At 55.3% G+C, this 15,941-nt stretch carries 10 protein-coding genes and 7 pseudogenes; 6 read left to right on the forward strand and 11 right to left on the reverse strand.

Annotated elements, in window-relative coordinates:
- Positions 1-124: 124 nt before the first annotated feature.
- On the reverse strand, positions 125-844 hold the full coding sequence (locus ACMZI0_RS07565; RefSeq protein ID WP_415672501.1) for a protein mom: 720 nt from the start codon (positions 842-844) through the stop codon (positions 125-127).
- Positions 789-1,001, reverse strand: a complete 213-nt coding sequence (locus ACMZI0_RS07570; protein WP_415672502.1) for a Com family DNA-binding transcriptional regulator — start codon at positions 999-1,001, stop codon at positions 789-791. The genes ACMZI0_RS07565 and ACMZI0_RS07570 overlap by 56 nt, the downstream gene beginning before the upstream one ends.
- A gap of 298 nt (positions 1,002-1,299) precedes the next feature.
- On the opposite strand from ACMZI0_RS07570, the pseudogene ahpC reads away from it, so the two are divergent.
- Positions 1,300-1,885, forward strand: a pseudogene (gene ahpC / locus ACMZI0_RS07575) (alkyl hydroperoxide reductase subunit C).
- Positions 1,886-2,093: 208 nt separating this feature from the next.
- A pseudogene (gene ahpF / locus ACMZI0_RS07580) lies at positions 2,094-3,653 on the forward strand (alkyl hydroperoxide reductase subunit F).
- Between the two features lie 144 nt (positions 3,654-3,797).
- On the opposite strand, the gene ACMZI0_RS07585 reads toward ahpF, so the two are convergent.
- From ACMZI0_RS07585 to ACMZI0_RS07615, 7 genes and pseudogenes are all read right to left on the reverse strand, one after another.
- The gene (locus ACMZI0_RS07585) at positions 3,798-3,971 is read right to left on the reverse strand and encodes a hypothetical protein (RefSeq protein WP_415672567.1); all 174 of its coding nucleotides are present in this window, start codon (positions 3,969-3,971) and stop codon (positions 3,798-3,800) included.
- Between the two features lie 150 nt (positions 3,972-4,121).
- Positions 4,122-4,292: pseudogene (locus ACMZI0_RS07590) on the reverse strand (ash family protein); the annotation flags it as partial.
- Between the two features lie 104 nt (positions 4,293-4,396).
- Positions 4,397-4,768, reverse strand: a complete 372-nt coding sequence (locus ACMZI0_RS07595; protein ID WP_415672503.1) for a hypothetical protein — start codon at positions 4,766-4,768, stop codon at positions 4,397-4,399.
- A complete protein-coding gene (locus tag ACMZI0_RS07600; RefSeq protein ID WP_415672504.1) occupies positions 4,737-5,918 on the reverse strand; it encodes an ATP-binding cassette domain-containing protein in 1,182 nt (393 codons plus the stop codon). The genes ACMZI0_RS07595 and ACMZI0_RS07600 overlap by 32 nt, the downstream gene beginning before the upstream one ends.
- Complete coding sequence (locus ACMZI0_RS07605; protein WP_415672505.1) at positions 5,908-6,285, reverse strand: hypothetical protein; 378 nt, start codon at positions 6,283-6,285, stop codon at positions 5,908-5,910. The genes ACMZI0_RS07600 and ACMZI0_RS07605 overlap by 11 nt, the downstream gene beginning before the upstream one ends.
- Positions 6,285-7,262 carry an ABC transporter permease gene (locus tag ACMZI0_RS07610; protein WP_415672506.1) on the reverse strand — a complete coding sequence of 326 codons (978 nt, stop codon included), beginning with the start codon at positions 7,260-7,262 and terminating at the stop codon, positions 6,285-6,287. Before ACMZI0_RS07610 ends, ACMZI0_RS07605 begins: the two co-directional genes overlap by 1 nt.
- Before the next feature lie 6 nt (positions 7,263-7,268).
- Positions 7,269-8,894, reverse strand: coding sequence for an ABC transporter substrate-binding protein (locus ACMZI0_RS07615; RefSeq protein WP_415672507.1), 1,626 nt, complete (start codon positions 8,892-8,894; stop codon positions 7,269-7,271).
- A gap of 221 nt (positions 8,895-9,115) precedes the next feature.
- On the opposite strand from ACMZI0_RS07615, the gene ACMZI0_RS07620 reads away from it, so the two are divergent.
- From ACMZI0_RS07620 to ACMZI0_RS07635, 4 genes and pseudogenes are all read left to right on the forward strand, one after another.
- Positions 9,116-9,871, forward strand: a complete 756-nt coding sequence (locus ACMZI0_RS07620; RefSeq protein ID WP_415672508.1) for a VOC family protein — start codon at positions 9,116-9,118, stop codon at positions 9,869-9,871.
- A gap of 74 nt (positions 9,872-9,945) precedes the next feature.
- Positions 9,946-10,767: pseudogene (gene proC / locus ACMZI0_RS07625) on the forward strand (pyrroline-5-carboxylate reductase).
- Positions 10,768-10,792: 25 nt separating this feature from the next.
- A complete protein-coding gene (locus ACMZI0_RS07630) occupies positions 10,793-11,593 on the forward strand; it encodes a pyrroline-5-carboxylate reductase family protein (protein WP_415672509.1) in 801 nt (266 codons plus the stop codon).
- A gap of 153 nt (positions 11,594-11,746) precedes the next feature.
- Positions 11,747-13,000, forward strand: a pseudogene (locus tag ACMZI0_RS07635) (MFS transporter).
- A gap of 58 nt (positions 13,001-13,058) precedes the next feature.
- Here ACMZI0_RS07635 and yjiA read toward each other — a convergent pair.
- Together yjiA and ACMZI0_RS07645 are read right to left on the reverse strand one after the other, a co-directional pair.
- Positions 13,059-13,737: pseudogene (yjiA, locus tag ACMZI0_RS07640) on the reverse strand (GTPase); the annotation flags it as partial.
- Positions 13,732-15,789 (reverse strand): annotated as a pseudogene (locus ACMZI0_RS07645) (carbon starvation CstA family protein); the annotation flags it as partial. The pseudogenes yjiA and ACMZI0_RS07645, both read right to left, overlap by 6 nt.
- Positions 15,790-15,941: the final 152 nt, after the last annotated feature.

Genomic DNA, 15,941 nt, shown 5'->3' on the forward strand with positions numbered 1-15,941 from the left:
TATAGCGCGGCAAATCATTTGATACCGAAAGGCAAAATATTTAATACGCTCAAAAATCACACAAATGAAAATTATTTGATACCAATTGCTGTACTGATGTAACGCTTTTATTGTCCCTAAAACATCATGAACTTGGTTTTAACGTTTCCGGCTTAGGATAAGGTTGCACTTTAAATAATTTTGTGTTGAGGCGCCTCTTCGCGCGTTTGTCCAAAAAGCGGATATATCGGAACTGCTGGAAGCGATGAACAGTTGCACGCTCTATATTGGCCCTCAGGTATTCTTCTCGCTTGCCGCCCCGCGTGATCGCGTTGCGGGCTATTTCGTGATACCACTCACCATCAAGCTCATAGAATCGCGAGTAATGGCTGCCGATATATTCAAAATTACTCGCCTGATACACCACGCCACAACGCCCACAGCGCTCATCTGCAAAGGATTGCACCCATTGCACCTGAGGATAAAGTAACCTGATAGTTTTCAGGGCATAGCTGATCGCTCGTGACTCTGAATTTTTAGGCATGTCATCATGCAGCCATAAGCGGTTAAGCTCCATATACTCACGATTCCCCGTGCCAGAGACCACTTTTGCGCCACTGTTAGGATTCAGGGCGTATCCCCACTGCATCACGCCAACCAAAGCCCTACCGGAGAATACCCCAAGATGTAGCCAGGAATTATTAACAAACCGCCGGCTATAATGCCGACTTGTTACAATGACGCGGGCCAGCCAGCAGGCGATGGTTTCTACCCGCAATTCGTGTGAGCCGTATCCAACAATCTGGTCATTATCGAAAATGGGCTGGGGTGGTGTGAGAATGCGTGAAGTATGTGCGCGCTTCATTTCCGGTCTCCGACTGGCGTTCGGAGACTCTGGTTGAGGGATTGCTCATCCTCATTTCATTAAATGCTTTGCAGCGCGGGCATTTTATCTGTATGTAAATCGCTTCTGCTTTTGCCAGCAATCGGTGGCAACCGCAGCAGCGTATCTCCTGTAACATCCTCTTATTTCCCCTACTTAAATCAAGAAAACATATGTTACTTGCTAAGTAGGGAGAGGATGATTAAACCACTGTAATTGATCTGTTTTAACGATCGATAAGGCTTTATTGATCGCTAGTGCCACTTATGTTTCATGTTAGCCGACGCAAGGTCGGTAGCGCGATTTGCCCGTTCATACCCCCTTAAAACCTGCTTAAAATTCAATCAAACCATCGATTTTTACTGTAAATCGGCATTTTGGCTATTATTTAAGCGATAAATGCTGCTTGTTTTGCCATGCATCCGCCTTACCAAGGCATGGTTAGCACTTATTCTGGCGGGAAACTGGCAAAAACCTTAATTGTTAAAAACCAAGCATTCAAAGACGGCAAATTTGTCGAAGTAACCGAAAGGGATATCGAAGGCAAATGGAGCGTGTTCTTCTATCCGGCTGACTTCACCTTCGTTTGCCCGACCGAACTGGGCGACGTGGCTGACCACTATGCAGAATTTAAGAAACTGGGCGTAGAAAGGCGTAGAAATCTACTCCGTGTCCACCGACACCCATTTCACGCACAAAACCTGGCACAGCAGCTCTGATACCATCGCTAAAATCCAATACACCATGATCGGTGACCCGACAGGCCAGCTGACGCGTAACTTTGAAAACATGCGTGAAGATCAAGGCCTGGCCGACCGCGGCACCTTTATTGTTGACCCGCAAGGCATCATCCAGGCAGTAGAAATCACTGCGGAAGGCATTGGCCGTGACGCCTCTGACCTGCTGCGCAAAGTGAAAGCGGCACAGTACGTTGCTTCCCACCCCGGCGAAGTGTGCCCGGCCAAATGGCAGGAAGGCGAAGCTACGCTGGCACCGTCTCTGGATCTGGTTGGCAAGATCTGATTTTTGCTTTGCCGCAATCGGGTGCGTTGTACCCGATTTCAGACTGCTGACAACGCCCGCTGTTAGGTGAAGTGCGGCGATGGAGTCGTAGCGGCGTAAGCCGCCGGAGTGCCCCTCGTCGTGATTCGCCGGGAAACACGGGCACGCCGAAAAGGGTTTGTCAGCAATCTTATTTTCCCCGCTTTATCGCACCACGTAAGGATGACCCATGCTCGACAACAATCTGAAAAGCCAGTTAGCCGCCTATCTGGAAAAATTAACCAAACCTGTCGAGTTAATCACCACACTGGACGACTCGGCAAAATCTGCTGAAATCCGCGCTTTGCTGACGGATATCGCCAGCTTATCGGCGCAGGTGACCTTCAGAGAAGATAACGCAAGAGCAGAGCGCAAGCCCTCATTCCTGATCACCAATCCCGGCTCCCACAGCGGTCCGCGTTTTGCCGGTTCACCAATGGGCCACGAATTTACCTCGCTGGTGCTGGCACTGCTGCAAACCGGCGGCCATCCGTCGAAAGAGACGCAGGAACTGCTGGAGCAGGTACGCGACATTGACGGTAGCTACCATTTCGAAACCTTCTATTCGCTGTCGTGCCATAACTGCCCGGACGTAGTTCAGGCACTGAACCTGATGGCGATCCTGAATCCAAACATTACCCACACCGCGATTGACGGCGGCGTCTTCCAACAGGAAGTGCAGGACCGCAACGTGATGGGGGCGCCTACCGTTTTCCTGAACGGGGAACACTTCAGCCAGGGTCGCATGAGCCTAGGTGAAATCGTAGCGAAGCTCGACACAGGCGCAAGTGACAAACAAGCGACCAAGCTCAACGCCCGTGCCTCTTACGATGTGCTAATCATTGGCAGCGGCCCGGCAGGCGCAGCGGCAGCGGTATATGCTGCGCGTAAAGGCATCCGTACTGGCCTGATGGGCGAGCGTTTTGGCGGTCAGGTGCTGGATACCGTAGATATCGAAAACTACATCTCGGTGCCGAAAACCAAAGGCGCCAAACTGGCTACCGCACTGAAAAGCCACGTTGATGACTACGATGTGGATGTGATTGACCTGCAAAGTGCCAGTAAGTTGATTCCGGCCAAAGTGCCCGGTGAACTGCACCAGATTGAAACCGCCTCCGGCGCGACGCTGAAAGAGCGCAGCATCATTCTTGCCACCGGCGCACGCTGGCGCAACATGAACGTGCCCGGCGAAGATCAGTACCGCACGCGTGGTGTGACGTATTGCCCACACTGCGATGGCCCGCTGTTCAAAGGCAAGCATGTTGCCGTCATTGGCGGTGGCAACTCCGGCATGGAAGCCGCTATCGATCTGGCGGGTGTGGTGAAGCACGTTACCCTGCTGGAATTTGCTCCCGAGCTGAAAGCAGACTCCGTGTTGCAGGCAAAAGTGCTCAGCCTGCCGAACGTAGATATCATCCTTAACGCGCAAACCACGTAAGTGAAAGGCGACGGACAGAAAGTGACTGGCCTGAGCTACCTCAACCGTGTGGACGATACGCAACATTCGTTGGCGCTGGAAGGGATCTTCGTGCAGATCGGTTTGCTGCCGAACACCCAATGGCTGGAAGGCAGCGTGGAGCGCAACCGCATGGGCGAAATCATCATCGACGCCAAATGCGAAACCACCGTGAAAGGCGTGTTTGCCGCCGGTGACTGCACCACCGTGCCTTACAAACAGATCATCATCGCTACCGGTGAAGGCGCAAAAGCTTCGCTGAGTGCGTTTGATTATTTGATTCGGACGGCGTAACGCTCATAGGCGAGTAGCGCGCAATGTCTCGTGCATTCATGCTCGCCTATTCTTCTTCCACCCACGTGGCACGTCTCCGCTGAGACAGCTAGATAGCCTCAGAGGTACTCTCAAAGACCACGGATGACCGTGGCATCGACCCTATTATTCCTCCGCAACCGGCTGGTGAAAGGCGCAGTGCAATATCTCTAGTCGTTCCTGCAAAATAAAGGTCAGAATCTCTTTGGTTTCAGGCTGTTTCATTTCAACCAATGTAGACGCCAGCGCCCGGCATTGGTCAATAATTTCCTCCAGTTCCAGTGGGGGGTTATCAAACATCACACGCCCCTCCCACCGACAAATAGCCAGCAAAACAACGCACAACGCCTTGCCAGATGCGGGTTTGAAAGGGAGCTGTAAGATATTCAGTATGAGTTTGGGTAGGGGTAGATGACATGGCGTCAACCTCCAGTGAGTAGTAAAACTGCTACCCCCTGGGGTGAGATTCTCATGGGTGGTAGCCCAGACGGAGATCTCACTACCGGCCTCACTGGACACCGGCCAGCCCAAGGGCTGCCCCGCCTGAGCCACCATTGATTCAGTACGGATAGATACCGTAAAAATGGGTGCGCCAAGGCTACGACACAAAAAAAGACGCATGGCGCGTACGATGCCGCCAGAAAGTTACACGGGGTATCTACCCCGCGCATTCGGGCAGTAGCAAGCCGTTTTTATTCAGGTTTCTGTGATGGAGGTGGGCGGATTCAAGCCGCCGACACCTGCCACTCACTCCCTGGAATGGCCTCCAGCAGTTGCCGGGTATAGGCATGCTGCGGCTGCTGATAAACCTGATAGGTTGGCCCTTGCTCCACAATCTTGCCGGATTTCATCACGATAATGCGATCGCACACTTGTTCCGCCACGCGCAGATCGTGGGTGATAAAAATCAGCGACAAGCCCAAGCGTTGCCGCAAATCCGCCAACAGCGCCAGCACCTGCGCTTGCACAGAGACGTCTAACGCCGATACCGGCTCATCGGCCACCAGAATCTTCGGTTCCACCGCCAGTGCGCGCGCCAAACCAATACGCTGACCGCCGGAGAATTCATGGGGGATACCGGTGTATCGCGGCGGCATCCAACCCCACCAGCGCAAACAATTCTTTGACCTTCTCCAGCGCCTGCGCGCGCGGTACGCCGCGAATCAGCAGCCCTTTGGCCACGATTTCGCCCACCGTTTGACGCGGGTTCAACGAGGCAAACGGGTCCTGAAACACCATCTGAATATCCCGGCTCTGTTCACGCAGCGCGCGAGATTTCAGTTGGGCAAGATCGTGCCCGTCAAAGCGAATTTCGCCGGAATCCGGCTGATACAACCGCACGATGCAGCGCGCCAGCGTCGATTTGCCGGAACCACTTTCACCAACAATGCCCAGCGTACTGCCCTGCGGCAGCGTCAGGCAGACATCCTGCACCGCAGCCACCTGCCGCTGGCGACGACGAAACAGCCCCGGCTCGCGGAAGGTTTTATTGATGTTTTTTAAGGTGAGCAGTGCGGGCTGTTCCTGCGTCGGGCGCGGCAGCGCCGGATGCAGCGATGGCACAGCGGCAATCAGCGAACGGGTATATTCATGGCGCGGTGCATACAACACTTGCGCCGCCGGGCATTGCTCCACCAGTTCACCGTGGCGCATCACCGCTACTCGGTCGGCAATATCAGCCACCACGCCAAAATAATGGGTAATAAACAGCACCGAAGTGCCGCGCCGCTGCTGTAACTCGCGAATCAAACGCAGAATCTGTGCCTGTGTGGTCACATCCAGCGCGGTCGTCGGTTCATCCGCGATCAGCATCAGCGGCTCAAGCGCCAGCGCCATAGCGATCATCACGCGCTGGTGCTGGCCGCCAGAAAGCTGGTGCGGATAGGCGCGCACCATGGTGGGAGGATCGGGAATATGCACATCTTCCAGCAAGCGCAGGACGCGCGCGTCCACTTCCTGCTTGGTCAGTTTAGGCCGATGGATAAGAAACATTTCGGCGATTTGGTCACCAACCCGGTGCAGCGGATTAAGCGCCGTCATCGGATCCTGGAAAATCATGCCGATGCGCGCACCGCGCCACTGTCGGAGTTCCTCTTGCGTCAGTTGCAGCAGGTCACGCCCTTCAAAGGTTATGCTGCCCTGCGTCGGTTGTACCCGCTCCGGCAGCAGTCCCATAATGGCACTGGCGGTCATGGATTTGCCCGATCCGCTCTCGCCAACCACGCACAGAATTTCGTTATAGCGCAAGTCCAGCGACAGGTCGCGTAACGCCCAGGAGCATCAGCATGTCGTCTACCACGCCACCGTAAAAACCGGCCAACGCGCCTACCACAATGCCGATGGCAATGGCGATCGCCGTGGCAACCACGCCAATGGTGAGTGACACGCGCGCGCCGTGAAAGATCTGCGCAGCAATATCGCGCCCAATATGGTCTGTGCCTAACAGGAAGCGTGCGTTGTGCAGTGGCCACTGTAACGGACGCCCGGCCAAGCGCAGCGGATCGGACGGGAAGAACCAGCCCGCAGGGAGCGCCATGCCGATCACCAGCACCAACAAGATCAAGCCCAACAGCGCGCTCGGGCTGCGCGCATAGAGTTTAAAAAAGTTCACCATCAGCCTTCACCTGCAATACAGGGGTCCAACCGGGCATACAGCAGGTCCACCAGAAAATTGATTGCTATCACTAACAGCGCAGAGACAAACACAATGCCGAGCAGGGTATTCAGATCGCGCTGCATCACCGACTCATAGGCCAATCGGCCCAACCCCGGCAGCGCAAATACGCTCTCCACCACCACCGAACCACCCAGCATGGTGCCAGTTTGCAGCCCAATCAGCGTCACCAGCGGCAGCAGCGCATTACGCAGCACGTGGCGCACCACGATGCGCGTCTCCGGCACGCCCTTGGCGCGGGCGGTACGCACAAAATCCAGCGTCGAAACTTCAAGCATCGATGCCCGCATAATGCGCAGATAAATCGCCAGAAAAATCAGTGCCAGCGTTAACGTCGGCAGCACCAGATGGTGGGCGATATCCAACACTCTGGCCCAGCCCGTCAGCCCGCTGGCGATGGTTTCAAAACCGCCGGAAGGGAGCCAATCGAGATAGATAGAGAACAGGAAGATGCCCATCAATCCGAACCAGAATGAGGGCGTGGCGTAGCAGAGCAGGCCCAACAGCGAAATCACCGTATCCTGCCAGCGGTTAACCCGCCGTGCAGACACAATACCCAGCACCATTCCGACCGGGATGGCAAAGGCGAGCGAAGTGCCCATCAGCAGCAGCGTAACGGGCAAACGCTCAGCAATCACACTGGCTACCGGCTTACCGTAAATGGCTGACTGCCCGAGATCGAGGTGCGCCAGCCGCCACAGATAGTCCCACAACCGTACAGACGTAGACTGATCGAGCGCATAGTAACGGCGCAGTTCCTCAATCATGGTGGGGTCGGCACCGCCGACCTGTGCCACCAGCGCATCAACGGTATCGCCCGGTGCCAGTTGCAGCAGCAGAAACAACCCGGCCAGAATCAACAGCAGCGCGGGTAGCGCTGTTGCCAGACGGCGACCGCTCAGCAGTAACAGCCTCATCGGTGATTAACCCTCTAACCAGGTGTCATGCCAACTGCTGGAAGGCCAGCGCGCCGTGTTCAACGCATTCTTCACCTTTTTATTGATGACGGTGAGGAACTGACGCTCGGTAGCAAACCACACCGGGAATTGCTCGTTCACCTGCGCGACCAGCGTGGCATACAGCTCACGGCGCTTCTGCGGATCAACTTCTGACGCGGCATCATCAATCAGCTTGTCGATAGCATCAGACTGCCAGCCATATTGGTTGGTCCAGGGTGCGACCGCCGGGCTGCCGGGACGCAGCCATACCGTGGTGGAAACCGCCAGATCGCCGCGATACTGGTGCCAGCCAGTGGCGATATCAAAGTTGTGTTCTTTGTAGACCGCCGTCAATGCGCCCGCGTAGTCGTAGTTGGCAATCTCCACTTTGATGCCCACTTCCGCCAGTGATTGCTGAATAAAGGTGGCAAACAGCGGCACATCTTCACCGTTAACAATCTGCACCAGCTTCAGTGTAAAGCGCGTGCCGTTGACCTGGCGGCGGTAGCCTGCTTCATCCAGCAAGGCTTCTGCCTTCTTGCGATCGAACGGATAGGGTTGCTTGCTGTTCGCCGGATAGAAGTTGGTGGCAGTAGACGGAATAATGCCGGTGGCGGGCTTACCCTGCCCATACAGGAAGTTTTCAATAAAGAACGGCACATCAATAGCGTGAGCAATCGCGCGACGCACGCGAATATCGGCAATTTTTTTACGCCGGAAGTTAAACTCCACCGTGTTGTTGAAGATGTTGCCTTCCGAGCCGCGCGGCGTGACCTCGAAATCCGGGTGGCGTTGCAGGCGATCCAGGTCGGCCAGCGAGAGCTGCGAGTAGGCACTCAGTTGTACCTGCCCGGTTTCCAGCGCGGCGGTCGCAGCGGATTTGTCAGTGATGATGCGCCATACAATACGTTCGATGTAAGGCTGACCTTCGCGCCAGTAGTCCGGGTTGCGCGTGGCGACGATGTATTGTCCGCGTTCGTACTGCACAAATTTGAATGGCCCGGTACCGATAGGTGCGGTGTTGGCCGGGTTCTCCAGCACGTTGGTGTTTTCGTACACGTGGCGTGGCACCACATAGCCGAGATCCGCCAAGGCGCGCAGCAGCAAACCAATCGGCATCGGGCGTGAATAGTTGAACACCACGGTGTGGTCATCCGGCGTTTCTACAGTTTCCAGATACTGTTGAACGGCGGTGCCGTAGTTCAGGTGTTTTTTCCACAATTCCAGCGCATTGTACTGCACGTCGCTTGCGGTGAACGGCTTGCCATCGTGCCATTTGACGCCCTGACGCAGCGTAAAGGTGATGCGTTTGCCGTCCGGCGAGGTTTGCCACCCTGTCGCCAGTTGCGGTACCACGTTGCCCAGTGCATCCAGCTCCACCAGGGATTCAATAATCTTGCTGGTGACGATGTATACCCCCGTCGATGCGCGCAGCGCCGAGTTGAGAATACGTTGCTCAGAAGCCAAATGTACGCTAAGCGTGCCCCCTTTCACCGGGGTGCCAGCTGCCGTCGCGCCCGTTCCCTGCGCGGCAGATAAATAAGACGTAAAGGGCAAGGTGGCCGTCACGGCGGCGGTCGAAAGCAATAAACGTCTGCGGGTAATATTCATGAATCGTCACTCGAATTAATAGGAGAATAGCACAGGGCATAAAGTCAGTAATAATTGTTATGTAAATGATGTTTCGTCATATCGAAATAGGAAATTGGCATATATAATTTTTTGCATCGCTATATTCATTTTTCAGAAAAGCAAAGATAAAAAATCACTACCTAACTGTTGTTAATCTCTTTCTAATGTTCGAATAATATTTTTATTTAGTGAGGGAAATAATGGCTACATTACGCTGGGATCACGCCGTACATTATGTCAACCATCTGGATGACGCGATTACCGCTTTTACCGATAATCAGCTGGTTGCTTTTCCCGGTGGCGCACACCCTGGTTGGGGCACCCACAATGCGCTAAGTTATTTTGGCCTGACTTATCTCGAATTCCTGAGCATTCGTGATGCGCAGGAGCTGGAACAAGAGCAAGACTTTCTGCTGTCTCAGGATACACGCCTACTGCCAGAACAGCAGGTGCTCTACCGCGTGGCATTGCGCAGCGATGATATTGATGCCACCCATCAGGCGCTGCGGGAGCAGGGGTTAACGCTGTCGCCCATCGTGGATGGCAAACGCCACGACAAACAGGGTAATTTGATCGAGTGGCGCATCTTCACCATCAGCGGTGATTTCCATGGCGTGCCTTATCCCTTTGTCCTGCAATGGAAAACCAATGACGCTGCCCGTCTCGATTTCCTGCGTACCCACAACATAGACAGACCGCACCCAGTGGGTCAGGCTCGTCTTCAGGCGGCCGTCTTCACGGTGCAGCATCCAGAGCAAGTGGCGAAGCACTGGCAAACGTTATTCCAATTCTCGGCCAGTGAACAAACGCCTACGACCCTGTATATCGGTGAACAACAATTTATTTTTCAATCGGGTGAAGAGAACCGCCTCACCGCATTGCATATCACCACGGATAATGAGGCTGTCAAAGGTCAATCAGTGATCCTGGGCGGCGGTGAATATCGGTTTGTTTAATATTTACTCACGTTTGATCTGCGCTTATTGCATTATTACTTTCAAATAAATAAGTCGAATAAAAAGACAGCATCATGAATAAAAAAATTAGTTTTATCGGCTGCGGTAATATGGGACGCGCCATCCTGTTAGGGTTAATTTCCAGCCAGGTAATCTCGCCGCAGCAGATTATTGCTTACGATATCATTCCTGATATTACCGCCGGGCTTGCCAACCAACACGGCATTATCGCTGCAACCAGTAATGCCGTGTTGGCCCTTCAGGCAGATATTATCTTTCTGGCAGTGAAGCCGGATATGATTGATACCGCGCTGCACGACATTGCCGCGTTGCTCAACCCCAACCAGATTCTGGTCTCGATTGCCGCCGGTATCTCGCTTTATGCTATCAGCGCTGTCGTGGGCGCGGAGCACAAAGTGGTGCGCGTCATGCCGGACACACCCGCGCTGGTGCGTTAAGCCATCTGCTCCGTGACACCCAACGCACAGGTGACTGCCGAAGAACTGGAACAGGTCAACACGCTGATCGGCAGCATTGGCCGCTACGAGCAGGTGCCAGAATACCTGATCCACGCCGTAACGGGCGTTGGCGGTTCGGCACCCGCCTTTGTGTTTATCCTGATTGAGGCCATGGCCGACGCCGCGGTTGCTGGCGGTTTAACGCGCAAACAGGCCTATCAGTTTGCCGCACAAACCGTGTTGGGCTCCGCTAAGTTGGTGCTGGAAAGCGGGCAGCATCCCGGTGCGCTGAAAGACAACGTCTGCTCCCCCGGCGGCACCACCATTGAAGGTGTGGCAGTGTTGGAAGACAAAGGTTTCCGCGCTGCCATTTATCAGGCGGTACGCGCCAGCACGTTGAAGTCCGTGCGCCTGTCTCAAGACACCAAACCGGCCTGATTTTCATTCGTACGAGAGAAATGCTATGGCACACATTCATTTTATTGGTGCAGGTCAAATGGCTGAAGCCATTATCCGCGCCGCACACGTCAACCCAGCGCTGACCGACGCGCAGTTCAGCATTGAAGATATCGATGCCGAGCGTGTCGCCACCCTGACTCACACCTATTCTTTGCCTGCTCAAACACCGGATACAGCGTTGGCAGAAGCGGATCTGGTGGTGATTGCCGTTCGCCCGCAGGATGATATTCCGGCCGTGGCGCAGCGTATTAACCAGCTTGCTTCAGCGCACAGCACGGTTATCTCCATTGTGGCCGGTGTTACGCTGGCGCAGCTTACGGCACTGTTGGGTGAAACGCGCGCCATCGCCCGTGTTATTCCGAATACCCTGACTGACACCGGCTACGGCTATAGCGGCGTGACGCTGAATCAACATGCGCAGGCTGAAAAGCTTGATGCGTTCTTCACCGCGTTCGGAAAAGTGCTGTATCTGGAAGAACGTTTGATCGACGTATTCACCGGCTTTGGCGTGGCGGGGCCGAACTATATTTACTGCTTTATCGAATCGTTGACCGATGCCGGTGTGCTGGCAGGATTACCGCGCCCACTGGCGACCAAAGTGGTGCAGGAAAATCTGCTCGGCGCAGTGGAAATGCTACGTTTAAGCGGCAAACACCCACGCCAGCTGCTGGATATCAATAACTCACCCGCTGGCGTCGGCATGCACGGTTTGTATGAATTGAACAACAGCGATTTTGCCTCTGGACTGCAACGCAGCGTGCTGGCGGCAGTGAAACGTACCACCGCACTGGCAAATTCACGCTAAACGGCAGGCGAGCGCATACCGTGCGCAATGCGCTCGCCCGGCACGAAAATATCTTGCTTACGCCCTGCCATGGATGGTAAGAAAAATAACGTCTCTCCCCCCTAAACCCCGCCAACGGGGAATAGTCGTATTGGATTAACACCAGGATTCACCATGGCTTTGTTTGCCTCACCGGGCGCAGACTCTCTGCTGCGTCAGCGTTCTTTCGTTGCATTTTGGTTGGCCCGCACCGCGTCCAGCTTTGGTTTTCAGATGCTCAACATCGTGGTGAGCTGGCAAATCTACTCCGCTACCGACCGCGCGTTTGATCTGGGCCTGATTGGTCTGGCGCAGTTTTTACCTTCCGTGCTGCTGGCACTGCCCGCCGGGCATATTGCCGATCAGTTTGACCGCCGACGTATCGTTTTAATCGGCCAGCTCGTGGAGTGGCTCGCCATCGCCCTGCTGGCGGTACTGGCCTTTACGCAACAGCCGGATGAGTTAACCATTCTTGGGCTGGTGCTGCTCATCGCCATCGCCAAAACCATGGAAGCCCCGGCATTGCTTTCCATGCTGCCTGCACTGGTGCCACCCAACATGCTGGCGCGCGCCATGGCGGCAAACTCTGCTGCCGGACAAGCCGCCATGATGGTCGGCCCGGCGCTGGGCGGCCTGCTGTACGTGGCTGGCGCAGGCACCGTGTATATCGCTACCGCATTGCTGTATCTGATCTCAATGGTCATGGTCAGCCGACTGCGCTATGTACAGGAACCGGTGCGACGCGTGCCGGCCAGTTTCGCCACGCTGTTTGCCGGAGTGCGTTTTATCCGTGCCCGACCTGATGTGTTGGGCGTTATTTCTCTAGATCTGTTTGCCGTATTGCTGGACGGGGCTACGGCGCTGTTGCCCATCTTTGCCAAAGATATCCTGCACACTGGCCCGTGGGGGCTGGGGCTGCTGCGCGGCGCGCCCGCCGTTGGGGCGTTGCTGATGGGCTTTTGGCTAACCCGTCGCGCACTGGAGCGCAACGTGGGCATGATTATGTTCTCTTCCGTGGCTGGTTTTGGTGTCGCGACGCTGGTGTTTGCCCTGTCCACGCAATTATGGCTATCACTGCTGGCGCTGTTTGCCCTTGGGGCGTTTGATATGGTGAGCATGGTGATTCGCGGCGCGCTGGTGCAACTTGATACCCCAGACGACATGCGTGGCCGCGTGAGTGCGGTCAATTCAATTTTTATCAATACCTCGAATCAACTGGGCGAGTTTGAATCCGGTCTGCTTGCGGCGTAGTTGGGCGCGGTGCCCACAGCGGCGCTTGGCGGCATTGGTACGCTGTTGGTCGTCGCACTGTGGATGAAATGGTTCCCGACGCTACGCCAGCGTCAGCGGTTGCATAACGAACCCGCGCAGGAGGCCAGTACGGCCTAGAGCATTCAACATCTCCGCCTCTTCACGGTCAGTGGGGAGGCGGAGTGTTGATGATCTGTCACATCAGACGGGCAAAACCGTCACGGATTTCCTGCTCCGGTAATTCCAGCCCGATGAAGACCATGATGCAGCCGCGCTTTTCTTCTGGCAGCCACTCTCTGTCCCAATCCGCGCTGTACAGGCGCTGCACGCCCTGAAACAGCAGTCGGCGAGTCACCCTTAATGGCAAGTATGCCTTTGTAACGCAGCAGGTTATCGGCATATTTGAGTAAGAAGTCTTCCATCACGTCGGAAACCGCCGTGAAATCCACCGCGTGATCCAGCTCCACCACGATAGACTCCACGTTGTTCTGTTGCGGTGCCACGAAACGGAACAGCGGGGCTTTTACCGTCAGTTTGTCGTTGAGCATAAAGCCATCGACGTTGAACAGCAGGCTGAGATCGATCTCGCCGTTGACCACGGTGTAAATCGGCGCGCGCGCGTTGATACGCTGCAAGCGCTGTAGCAACGCTTCATCCTGGCCTGCCACATCGGTTTTGGTCAGCAAGATACGATCGGCGTAACCAATTTGCGATTGGGCGATGGTGAACTGATCGAGCTGTTGCTGCGCGTGCACCGCATCCACCAGCGTGATGATGCCATCCAGCATAAAGCGTTCGCAAATCAGCTCATTGGAGAAAAAGGTTTGGGTGATAGGGCCAGGATCGGCCATGCCGGTGCACTCAATCACCACTTTCACACCGTAGGCAATGATGCTGTACACCACGAACAGGAACAGGATGCTCAGGCTCACGTTGGTGTAGTTGTTGATCACGATGTGGTTCATGTTGGCAATCTGCTGTGCACTCAGATCGGCACCGCCCTCGGCAATCTTCTGTTTAAACATGTTAGCCATGTAGAAGAAGCCTTCCAGTTGCGGGTTGTCGCTAAACAGTTTCAGGCCCAGCGCCCAGGTGGTGCAGATCAGCAGCCACATAGCAGGCACCACGGTGACCCAAATGTACTGAGCGCGTTTCATCTTGATCAACACAACGGTACCCAGCACCAGCGCCACAGCGGCCAGCATCTGGTTAGAGATACCGAACAGTGGCCACAGGCTCTTCACGCCGCCCAGCGGATCGACCACGCCTTGATACAGCAGGTAACCCCACAGACCGACGCAGCCCGCCGTACCGATGATACCCGCAACCAGCGAATCGGTTTTCTTCAGGAACGGCACAAAGTTACCCAACAGGTCTTGCAGCATGAAGCGGCCAGAACGGGTGCCGGCGTCCAGAGCCGTCAGGATAAACAGCGCCTCGAACAGGATACCAAAGTGATACCAGAAGCCCATGTTGGCACCAGGAATAATCTGGTGGAACACGTGCGCGATACCCACGGCCAGAGTCGGTGCACCGCCTGCGCGGTTCAGCACGGAAGGTTCGCCGATATCTTTCGCCGTTTGCATGATCTGCTCAGGAGAGATAACGAAGCCCCAGGAGCTAACGGTCGCAGCGGCGTGCGCAGAGACTTCTTGCAGCTGCGCCATGATCATCGGCGCATCTGCGGTACCCAACTGGTGCAGGTTAGGCATGGTGATGCCCAACGCGGCCGGCGGGGTGTTCATGGCAAAGTAGAGGCCAGGTTCAATGATGGACACAGCCACCAGAGCCATGACCGCAACAAAGGATTCCATCAGCATCGCGCCGTAACCGATAAAGCGCGCGTCGTTTTCATTCGCCAGCAGTTTCGGCGTGGTACCGGAAGCAATCAGCGCATGGAAACCAGACACCGCACCACAAGCGATGGTGATAAACAGGAACGGGAACAGGGTGCCTTCCCATACCGGACCGGTGCCGTCAACGAACTGAGTCACCGCCGGCATTTTCAGATCCGGGTTTAGGATCACGATGCCGATAGCCAGACCAACGATAACGCCGATTTTCAGGAAGGTGGCCAGGTAGTCGCGCGGTGCCAGAATCAACCATACCGGCAGCAGCGCGGAAACAAAGGCATAACCCACCAGCATAAAGGCAATGGTGGTATCTTTAAAGGTCAGCGCCGGGCCCCAGTACGGGTCATGAGCCACCACGCCGCCAAACCAGATAGCCATTACCAGCAGCACGATACCGATAACGGAGACTTCCGCTACACGGCCCGGGCGCAGGTAACGCATGTAGATACCCATAAACAGCGCGATCGGTATCGTAGAACATACGGTGAACACGCCCCACGGGCTTTCTGCCAGTGCTTTCACCACGATCAACGCCAACACCGCCAGGATGATGATCATGATCAGGAAGCAGCCGAACAGCGCGATGGTGCCCGGAACCGGACCCAGTTCTTTCTTGACGATTTCACCCAGCGACGCACCGTTACGGCGAGTGGAGAGGAACAGCACTATGAAATCCTGCACGGCGCCGGCCAGCACCACCCCTGCCAGCAGCCATAGCGTACCCGGCAGGTAGCCGACCTGCGCAGCCAGCACCGGTCCTACCAGCGGGCCTGCGCCTGCGATAGCCGCAAAATGGTGACCGAACAGAACGTTACGGTTGGTGGGCACATAGTTCAGGCCATCGTTGTTAACCACCGCCGGCGTAGCGCGGGTTGGGTCCAACTGCATGACTTTCTGTGCGATATAGAGACTGTAGTAGCGATATGCCACCAGATAGACGGACACGGAAGCGACGATAATCCACAGTGCGCTCACGTGTTCGCCGCGGCGCAGTGCAACCACGCCAAGGCAAGATGCCCCGATGACGGCAAGCATCACCCAGGGAATGTGTTTGAGTATAGTACTGCTTTTCATAAGACATCCTTCAGGCAAATTAAGTCTTAATAGTCTGTTTTTTTAATCTTTATCGAACAATATCGAGCATCCACCACGCCGTTGGCGTCCATGTTGGACAAGGCAGGAATCGTTGACTGTGTGGGGTGTGGTGATGGCGCGACGATACGGTA

Source organism: Symbiopectobacterium sp., assembly GCF_047692315.1.
Taxonomy (GTDB): domain Bacteria; phylum Pseudomonadota; class Gammaproteobacteria; order Enterobacterales; family Enterobacteriaceae; genus Symbiopectobacterium.

Bases quoted from the DNA above. Each gene is read 5' to 3' on its own strand.
- ACMZI0_RS07630 (WP_415672509.1), top strand. From the start codon at position 10,793: ATGGCACACATTCATTTTATTGGTGCAGGTCAAATGGCTGAAGCCATT.
- ACMZI0_RS07610 (WP_415672506.1), bottom strand. From the start codon at position 7,262: ATGAGGCTGTTACTGCTGAGCGGTCGCCGTCTGGCAACAGCGCTACCC.
- ACMZI0_RS07605 (WP_415672505.1), bottom strand. From the start codon at position 6,285: ATGGTGAACTTTTTTAAACTCTATGCGCGCAGCCCGAGCGCGCTGTTG.
- ACMZI0_RS07595 (WP_415672503.1), bottom strand. From the start codon at position 4,768: ATGCCGCCGCGATACACCGGTATCCCCCATGAATTCTCCGGCGGTCAG.
- ACMZI0_RS07620 (WP_415672508.1), top strand. From the start codon at position 9,116: ATGGCTACATTACGCTGGGATCACGCCGTACATTATGTCAACCATCTG.
- ACMZI0_RS07570 (WP_415672502.1), bottom strand. From the start codon at position 1,001: ATGTTACAGGAGATACGCTGCTGCGGTTGCCACCGATTGCTGGCAAAA.
- ACMZI0_RS07615 (WP_415672507.1), bottom strand. From the start codon at position 8,894: ATGAATATTACCCGCAGACGTTTATTGCTTTCGACCGCCGCCGTGACG.
- ACMZI0_RS07565 (WP_415672501.1), bottom strand. From the start codon at position 844: ATGAAGCGCGCACATACTTCACGCATTCTCACACCACCCCAGCCCATT.
- ACMZI0_RS07585 (WP_415672567.1), bottom strand. From the start codon at position 3,971: ATGTTTGATAACCCCCCACTGGAACTGGAGGAAATTATTGACCAATGC.